The sequence below is a fragment of the Bacillota bacterium genome (assembly GCA_024655925.1).
GTDB lineage: Bacteria > Bacillota > DTU025 > DTU025 > JANLFS01 > JANLFS01.
In genome coordinates this window covers 32,881-40,232 of record JANLFS010000009.1, presented here as the reverse complement: position 1 = coordinate 40,232, position 7,352 = coordinate 32,881, and the positions used below count along the sequence as shown (strand labels likewise).

Below are 7,352 nucleotides of genomic sequence, written 5' to 3'. Positions count from 1 at the left end.
CTTTGGCTTTGAGGATTCTGTATACGTTGAGAGAGTGTTCCGCAAGCCCGCCAGGCCTGGCCAGGTGATGTTTGGTGCTGCACGGCGCCTCGTAGAAGTCGCTCGTCCGTAGGTACGTGATGAGCTTTCCAATGCCAGCGCGCTTTGTCCCGGTCCACAACGTCTCAATGCGTTGCCTCACTCTTTCGGGGGTCACGAACCGGCTTCTCCCCTCTCAATCCGTTTTTGCGCCGCAAGAGACCATGTTCCGCGTGTTCCAGTTACATGCAGGTCCTTTTCGTACGCGCAGGCGTCACAGGCCAGCACCAGCGTGTCGTCGTCCTTGGCCGTGATCTCATCCTCCAGTGTAGCGGTACGATCTTCTTGGACCCTGTAGTGTCTCGTAAGGGTGGAATAGGCTATCACCGTCAGAGAACCGCCACAATCGGGGCACGTCGTCGGAACACTGTAATCTAGCCGCACTTTGTCTCGCAAATCGTCCATTGTGCTGGGCCTCCTTGTTCTATCGGCACAATGGCCAAAGCGCCGTGGACCGTGAGCTCCTGGTAGAACCAGCAATGGGGGCAACGGAGCATGGAGTAACCGTCCTCAAGTCCGCGCTCTATCTTCCTCAGACGGATAGTTCCGTCTCGTTGCACATCAAAGTGTGCTCGAGAATTGTTGACCACCACGAGTTCAAGGGGGCCATTGCATTTCGGGCAGGACCCCGGAATTCCCGGGGCCAACCGCAGCCCTTGCCCCTCCTGGTTGCTTTGAGGTGTCAGTGGCGTGCTCCTGTTCCTCGTTATGCCAGGCCACCTCCTCCCCGAGGGTGTATACGGTCGGGGAAGGTATTCCCGACCACCAAGATCGGCGCTCAAATGGAGGGTTCCGTCTCGTTGCACATCTTCGAGGGGACCGCGGATAGTAGAGTTTTGAGATCGGTTATCGTGCAGTGGAGGGCCACAATCCTCTGCTTTGCATCCGCCAGAAGCGCCTCCAGTATTTGGCGTATCCCATCCAGCAGGTTCTTGTGCCCATTCACTTCTCCGTTGCGGTGGAGCGCTCCGAGGGTGGAAAGCGCGGTATGGTAGTGGACGCCTGATTCTTCGGCCGCGCTCTCTATCTCCTTGATCGTGAGAGGAGTTCGCTCTTCGACTTTTTCGAGAAGCGCCTGTTTCAGGTCCTTGAGATGATGCTTCCTCTTGTACTTATGCCATTTCGTTTCACATGCTTTGAAAGTCGTGCCCAAGCGAGAAGCCGTTTGGAACCCCGCTCGAGGAGAAATTCCGTCATCGATTGCCGCCTGGACGGACTCCAGCAAGATTCGCATCTGCCGTGCCGTCCATCGCTTCCTTGAGCCTGTGACGCCCCCGGCAGTCGCTCGTCCTTGTTCCTTTGCGCCTACCACCTTGCCCGCGCCGCTGAGAGCGTAACGCCTACCGCCTTCGCAGCCGCCTGAAGGGCTTCACCTATCGACTGGCCTTGCTGAAGGCACTGGTTTACAATGCGGATCATCTCACGGTCGCGCTGTTTGAGGTTTGATCTGTTTGCAATCTCAGTAATAGGACACGACACGGCACTTCCTCCTTGCCTCAGCCACCTCGGGCTTTGTTTTTCGTTCGATGGCAACCGCCCAACAAAGAGCACATCCGGCCAGCTCCTCTTTAGGGCAGGCCGGATTGCCGACATTTAGTCAGATGCTCGTTACTCGCTTTCCCCGGCTTCCTGAAGAACGCGCTGACTAACCTCCTCACAAAGCCTGAATCCTGCTTTGCGCAACTTGCTCAACTCCGAGCGAAGCGAGCCAACCTTCCCTTCCACCTTTGCACGGAGTAACACGCCTACCACTCCCGCTTTTCGCAAGCCGTAGACTTCGGCTGTGCGCCTGGCTTCGGCTTCATCAATGAATACTATCTCGGCCTTGATCTCAATGGCAAGCGCGATAGCCTCCGCTTCCCCTTCATCGAGATCAGCCTTTAGAAGCCTCACCAGATCTTCGTTTTTCGGGGAGATGATTTCGATCCATCCTTGAGACACCGCTTTTTGAACCTCGCCTACTCCGGGCTTATTCCCGCCTTCCACGACAACCTCACGCCATACCGCTGGCGGCACAAGAATCCTCTGGTGGAAGTCCTTCAAGAGGGAAAGGCGCCCAATCGCGGCAAGGCCAATTAGCGCCGAGGAGTCAGCGACCGCTCCGGGCATAGGAGAGATCGTCCTCCAATTCCTCCGGTCCGTAATGCCGATCAATCCTGCGTTGCCCGAGCAACTCTTCGAACTCCCGCCGCGTCATTCCAGCCAGCATTCTTGCCTTCCCTAAGGGAAGGGCGGCCCGCCGGTACAACGCGAGCGCCAGCTCCTTTCGGAGCTCCCCTTCTGCTTCAGCCGGGGGCAGCCTGAGCGCCGCAACAACCTCTCTTGGAATCTCGACGACAAGGCTCATACTACAGCCCCTCTCTACCTGTCTCTCCAGCATTATACCCCAAATGAACGCCGAGCGGTACTGTTGCTCAAACGCCCCGGTAAGACTCCCATCTGTCACGCGGCTCCCTGACGATCGGCAATGCCCCGGGCGCCCAGAATTCTGCGTTTGGCCTCGGTGGTTTTGGCCTTGTCCATCTCCTCGAGCACTTCCAGTTCCTGCAGATCGCGCTCCGCCAGCACAAGGCGGAGTCGCCTCTGAATGTCTCTCACTGCGGCTGACTGCTCCACGATCAGAGAGCGTGCGGGCCCAAAGCAGCTCAGTCCAACAGGAGCGGCGGCTCCTGAAATGGTAGCCGACACGTACAACCGAACCTGTCCTTGGGGAAGGCCAAGCTTCCTGTACAGGCGCCGAAGGGCGTTTTCCGCTTCCACAACGGCGGGCCGCAACCGCTCGTCTACTTCTCTGAGTGCCTGTGTGGCCGTTGCGCCGGCCTCGGCTCTGGCCTCGTCCAGCTGAGCCGCGAGATCCGCGACCTGTTCCGCAAATTGAGCAGCAAAATGGCGGCTCACCGCCGCCTCCAGCACCTTCGTCTTCGTTCTCTTTCTCTTGACTTTCCTGGGCCTCAATCGCACTCCGGTGTTCTGGCTCTCAGGGACATCCATGACACCACCTCCTACGGACAGTCGTTGGGGGCCATGTCTCTCTAATGCCTCGCACCGTAGGCCAGCCTCTCTTCTACCAGCCTCGCCATTTCCTTCGGGGAAGCCAACCCGTATTTCACCAGAGCGGTTCGCGCTGAACTGAGCGGAGGAACGCGGCACGGCTCCGGTTCTTGTGGTCGCAGTAGCTGTAGCTCAGTATGTTTTAGATGTGTGCAAAGGGGGTTGTCCCAGGGCAACCCCCGCATCTCACGTCACACGGAGAATACGAGATCCAGTGCTTCGGAGTCGTTGTCAATGGTCGCCAATATCGACTGGTCCGAGAACTCGTTCACGCACTCGGTAGTCCCCGGCGGCAGCACGATTGAGTAGCAGGAGAACTCCTTGGCCTGCTTCAGTTTCTTGAAGTTGGCCAAGAAGGCATCACCGACGTAGCAGATGCCATCGGTCGCAAAAATGATATCAGCGCGCTTGAAGGCTGACTCCTCGATGAGCTTCATCGCCTCAGTCAGGGGCCGCTCGAAGTCTGTGCCCCCACCGAAGTTGGACATCGCAGCGTCGGCGATCTCGGCGGGGTCAACCTTGGACGGGTCGGGCCACTTGTAAACCTTGATCTCAGTAGAGGACCCAAAGATGATCAAAGCAAAAGCCCTGCGCTGCCTCGCCGCAATCTTTGCCAGCGTTAGAGCAATCGCTTTTGCCCATATGTGTTTCTCTCCCCCCATTGAGCCCGAGGTGTCGACGCACTGAATGATAGGCCCGCTGCCCAGCTTCTCGCGTTCCCGCGTCTCGTACTGCAACAACTCTCCCTTTGTGTACCTCAGGAAGAATTCGTGTCGGAGGACGGGATGGCACAGGAGCGCGAGTTCGGTCGGGAGGACACTACTGATGTCGTCCCCCAGCCGGATGTCCACGACTTCCGCAGGCTCCCGAAGTATCTTGCTGCGTTGTTTGTTCATGGCGATCCGGATCATGCGGCCGGCCAGGCGCGCCATCTTTTTGAGATTATCGTTCCGGTTGAGGGCTTCGGCGACCTCGAATACCCTCTTCCCATCGATCTGGCTGCTCCCGCCCGGACCAGTCCCCCAACAGAGGGCCGCCACCATTTCGACGGTCTCCTCGGTCTCCCCGGCAGCAGCCTTGACTGCCGCCTGGACTGCCTTGCCTTCAAGGCCGTTTGCCGCGTTGTCACCGTGAGCGGCGGCGGCCGCCATGGCCTCCTGGGCCTGCCGGATTTGCTGCTGGGCCTCGGCCATCTTCTGCGCGGCCTCTTGCCGGGCCTGAGCCGCTTTCTCGGGGTCATTCTGATTGTCGGCTTGGTTTTCGGCCTTTTGAGCGGCCTGCATGAGCTGTTGCGCCAACTGCTGCATCTTCTCGGCTTCAGCCTGCCGCCGGGCGGCCTCCTCGGCTTGTTTCCGGACTTCCTCGGGAAGAATCTCGACCAGTTTCTTACCGAATGACAAAGCGCCAAGAGCGGCGCCCCATTCGTCGAGTCTGGTCCCTTCCCGAGTTTCCTGGAAGGCAGGCGAGTTCACCGTCTGCTCTATGAGCTTCCTATTGAGTTTGAGCGACGGCGGCACCGTTTCTTCGAGTTCGGGAGATGCCTTGAAAAGTCCCGCCCACAAGTCCTGGAAGAGCAGGGGCCCGGTCGGGATTATCTTCCGGGCTGCTTCTTCGGCTTCTTTCAAGGACTTCGCATGATCTCGAATCGTGGCGTACGTGCGCTTGTCCCAACCGTCCGCCTTGATCACGCCGTCATCGTGGGGGGTTGCGCAACGTTTGGACCACCTAGACACGTGTTCACCACCTCGTTCTTCATCCGCAGGATCCTCTCCATGGCGTTCTGCACCTTGCGGCGCGAAGCGCCGGGGGACTTGTGGATGAGAAGGCGCATGTCGTTGACGGCTGCGGTCATCTTCTTCAAGGCCTCAGTGGCCTTGGCTGCGTCCTCGGGATCCGCCAGAGAGAGCGTCATCTGCTCCTGGGCTATCTCCAGGGCCTCCGCAACCCTCTCGCCAAGGGGGTCGATGGTCTTTCGCAGGATCTTCCCAACCGGTTTCCTCTCTTCAGGGGTCGGCGGCAAGATGTGGGCGAGGATGTCGAAATCCCGTACCGCGTCGATCTTGCTGTCCCCGGCGAGGACCGCCTTGACCCTCAGGGCATCCTCGACCTGTCTCCATCGCCTGTCAGAGGGCCTGAAACCTTCCTGTTGCAGCGTCCTCTTTACGATGGTCACTGCGTCGAGGGTGTCCTGGTCGAATGGAATTTGTTGCGCCGCTTGCTGAAAGAGACGCAGGTCGTCCATCGTCACCTCGGGCATCTCCGGACTGCCTACGAGCATCATCATGGACTGAAAGTTGGCATCTTCAGCGATGTAGTTGAGCTTGTACTTGAAGAGAAACCTGTCGGTGAAGGCGGCGAGGATCGTCTCGTCTTCCCCCTGGGGAAGCAGGTTCGAGGCCCCGAAGAGGGTGATCAACGGGCAGCGGACGATGTTCGTCCCGTTTCGGTACTCCCTCTCGTTCATCACCTTCAACATGTTGTTCAGCACCGTGGTGTTCGCGTTGAACACCTCGTCCACGAAGGCGATATCCGCCTCCGGAAGTGTCCCGTCGAGAACCCGCTCGTACCGGCCTTCCTGATAGGCCTTGATGCTGAGAGGGCCGAAGAGCTCGTCGGTCTTGGAGTCTTTGCCCAGGCACCACTCGAAATACTTGGCGCCCTTGATGGCTGCGGTCAAGGCCGCAACCATCTCGCTCTTTGCGGTGCCCGGGGGGCCGACAAGGAGTACATGCTGGCGACAACCCAGGGCCACTATAGACCCTTCGATTGCTTCGTCGCGCTCGAGGAAGCGGTTCATCAACGCTTCCTGAAGACCGACGATCCTCTCCATCGCCTCGTCCAATCCAGCCATCCGTGCGCCCCGTTCGGAGGTCTCGTCCTTCCGGACGAGTTGAATCCCCTCCGGAGGGCTTCCACCTCCTTGTGTTTTGTAATGGACTCTGCCGTGGCTTTCGATCACGCCGAATTCCACGCTGTAGCATCTCAACGGCAGTCAGAACGTGTCTGATGCGGCCAAAGGGCATGTGCCCAAAACAACGGTTAACCGGTTGTCCACCGGATTGCTCATGATGGTGAAAGAATAGTGCGGCCGAGACTTGGTCTCGGCAGAGTCAATCCGAATCACGGTAAGACTTCTCGGGGAGTGAATCATCTGGAGAGCATTGCACAGCGCGCCTTGTGAAGTAGAACCATGGCTGCGCGGCACCCGAGTTGACCCCCTCTGGGAGACTAACTTTGTTCGACAGGGTACTCAAGAACACATGGCAGGGTTTGGCGGCCCCACTCGAGGGCTTCCTTGAGGTTTGGAATGTAGACGTCAAGTCTGTTACCCTTGATGTCTCCGCCACGGTCCTTCACTACTCCCCAGCCGTAGCCGGGGACATAGATCCAGGTACCGAACGGTATTGATGGGTCAGCCGCTATGCAGCCGACATGTACGGGTTCTTCCGATGTAGTGAGCCCGTATCCGGGATCGCCGGGTTCCTTACCGGTCGACTCCTTACCGGCAGTGTACGCGGTGACCAGCATCATCCGTGTTTGGCGCCTGAAGGTGGTTCGGCTCACTTCGGGCTGGCGAATCCGGGGCTCGTGGGGCTCGCGGGCGCCGCCGGCCGCCGTTTCGAGAGGCTTGGCCTCAGGCTTGGTCTCAGGCCTAGCCATCAGGAACGCTTCGTCGGCCAGTAACAAGAAGGTGGCCATCACGGCCACCAGGAAAAGCATCACGGACTTCCTTTTGGGGTGTGTCATGTCAGAACATGCAGACCTCCTTTGTTTGCCTTTCTCAGATGTACGCCAGCAGCCTGCTGACCAGGCGGCGCAGAGCTGGTGTTGAAAGTTGCATCTTTGCGGCTCCATCCAGCCCGTCAACCTCAATGGTCGTCAGCTTATCATCTGAAACGATTCTCCCCTTCGGCCCTCCGGGGCCCTCGAGATCGAAGTGTCCATCCAGGGGGACGAGGCTTTCAGTACCGTTTTCTGCGCGCTCCAGAAGGAACTTCGTCTTGCAGTTGCCGCATACGATAAGCTCGTCTTCTGTTGTCCACTCATTGCCATCAGCCAGGTTGTACGTCCCGTCTTCGGCTAAGATCACTCCTGCCGCCCAGAAGGAGCCGCCGCGAACATACATCTGGTCTTCTGTTCCGCAATGCGGGCACTTGCTGAGGTTTCGAGAGAGCCTGCTTTCCACCTGTTCGGGTGTTAGTTTGGTATCGAGTTCTACGCCC

Annotated in this window: 11 protein-coding genes; all 11 read right to left on the bottom strand. The window is 58.6% G+C overall.

Translation table 11 applies throughout. The features are described from left to right. Positions 1 to 196, bottom strand: a 196-nt coding sequence (locus NUW23_02485) for a hypothetical protein (protein MCR4425044.1), incomplete at its 3' end; no start/stop codon positions are given. Beyond that, a complete protein-coding gene (locus NUW23_02480) occupies positions 193 to 483 on the bottom strand; it encodes a hypothetical protein (GenBank protein MCR4425043.1) in 291 nt (96 codons plus the stop codon). The genes NUW23_02480 and NUW23_02485, both read right to left, overlap by 4 nt. A 373-nt stretch (positions 484 to 856) precedes the next feature. After that, complete coding sequence (locus NUW23_02475) at positions 857 to 1,312, bottom strand: hypothetical protein (protein MCR4425042.1); 456 nt, start codon at positions 1,310 to 1,312, stop codon at positions 857 to 859. A gap of 71 nt (positions 1,313 to 1,383) precedes the next feature. Then, positions 1,384 to 1,557, bottom strand: coding sequence for a hypothetical protein (locus NUW23_02470; protein ID MCR4425041.1), 174 nt, complete (start codon positions 1,555 to 1,557; stop codon positions 1,384 to 1,386). Positions 1,558 to 1,686: 129 nt separating this feature from the next. Continuing rightward, positions 1,687 to 2,187, bottom strand: a complete 501-nt coding sequence (locus NUW23_02465; GenBank protein ID MCR4425040.1) for a DUF3368 domain-containing protein — start codon at positions 2,185 to 2,187, stop codon at positions 1,687 to 1,689. Further along, positions 2,168 to 2,425 carry a UPF0175 family protein gene (locus NUW23_02460; GenBank protein MCR4425039.1) on the bottom strand — a complete coding sequence of 86 codons (258 nt, stop codon included), beginning with the start codon at positions 2,423 to 2,425 and terminating at the stop codon, positions 2,168 to 2,170. The genes NUW23_02465 and NUW23_02460 overlap by 20 nt, the downstream gene beginning before the upstream one ends. A 95-nt stretch (positions 2,426 to 2,520) precedes the next feature. Next, positions 2,521 to 3,069 (bottom strand): hypothetical protein, encoded by a 549-nt coding sequence (locus NUW23_02455; GenBank protein MCR4425038.1) that lies wholly within the window; start codon positions 3,067 to 3,069, stop codon positions 2,521 to 2,523. Between the two features lie 251 nt (positions 3,070 to 3,320). Further along, the gene (locus NUW23_02450) at positions 3,321 to 4,817 is read right to left on the bottom strand and encodes a VWA domain-containing protein (GenBank protein MCR4425037.1); all 1,497 of its coding nucleotides are present in this window, start codon (positions 4,815 to 4,817) and stop codon (positions 3,321 to 3,323) included. Further along, complete coding sequence (locus NUW23_02445; GenBank protein ID MCR4425036.1) at positions 4,814 to 5,980, bottom strand: AAA family ATPase; 1,167 nt, start codon at positions 5,978 to 5,980, stop codon at positions 4,814 to 4,816. Before NUW23_02445 ends, NUW23_02450 begins: the two co-directional genes overlap by 4 nt. A gap of 377 nt (positions 5,981 to 6,357) precedes the next feature. Next, positions 6,358 to 6,849, bottom strand: coding sequence for a 3D domain-containing protein (locus tag NUW23_02440; protein MCR4425035.1), 492 nt, complete (start codon positions 6,847 to 6,849; stop codon positions 6,358 to 6,360). Positions 6,850 to 6,910: 61 nt separating this feature from the next. Further along, on the bottom strand, positions 6,911 to 7,352 hold a 442-nt coding region (locus NUW23_02435), incomplete at its 5' end, for a hypothetical protein (GenBank protein ID MCR4425034.1).